This is a genomic window from Rhodopseudomonas sp. BR0G17, from assembly GCF_010907025.1.
Classification (GTDB): domain Bacteria; phylum Pseudomonadota; class Alphaproteobacteria; order Rhizobiales; family Xanthobacteraceae; genus Rhodopseudomonas; species Rhodopseudomonas palustris_H.
Map to the genome: position 1 here is coordinate 1 of NZ_QUML01000169.1, position 424 is coordinate 424.

The window sequence follows — 424 nt, forward strand, 5'->3', positions numbered from 1 at the left end:
GCAGCTGCCGCTGCCGCCGATGCTGATGTTCGATCGTATCACCACCATCACCGAGGATGGCGGCGAGTTCGGCAAGGGCCATGTGCGCGCCGAGCTCGACGTCAATCCGGACCTCTGGTTCTTCGCCTGCCACTTCAAGAACGACCCGGTGATGCCGGGCTGCCTGGGACTGGATGCGATGTGGCAGATGGTCGGCTTCTTCCTGGGCTGGGTCGGTGGCGAGGGCCCTGGCCGCGCGCTCGGCCTCGGGGAACTAAAGTTCACCGGCCAGGTGCTGCCGCACATCAGCAAAGTCGTCTACAATGTCGATATCAAGCGGGTGATGCGCTCGAAGCTGTGGCTCGGCATCGCGGACGGCTGGCTTTCGGCCGACGACGAGATCATCTACCGCGCAAAGGACCTGAAAGTCGGTCTGTTCAAGCAG

1 protein-coding gene is annotated in these 424 nt (G+C 63.2%); it reads left to right on the forward strand.

The genetic code is table 11. The features are described from left to right. Positions 1 to 424, forward strand: a 424-nt coding sequence (gene fabA, locus DY467_RS25715; RefSeq protein WP_164639866.1) for a bifunctional 3-hydroxydecanoyl-ACP dehydratase/trans-2-decenoyl-ACP isomerase, incomplete at both ends; no start/stop codon positions are given.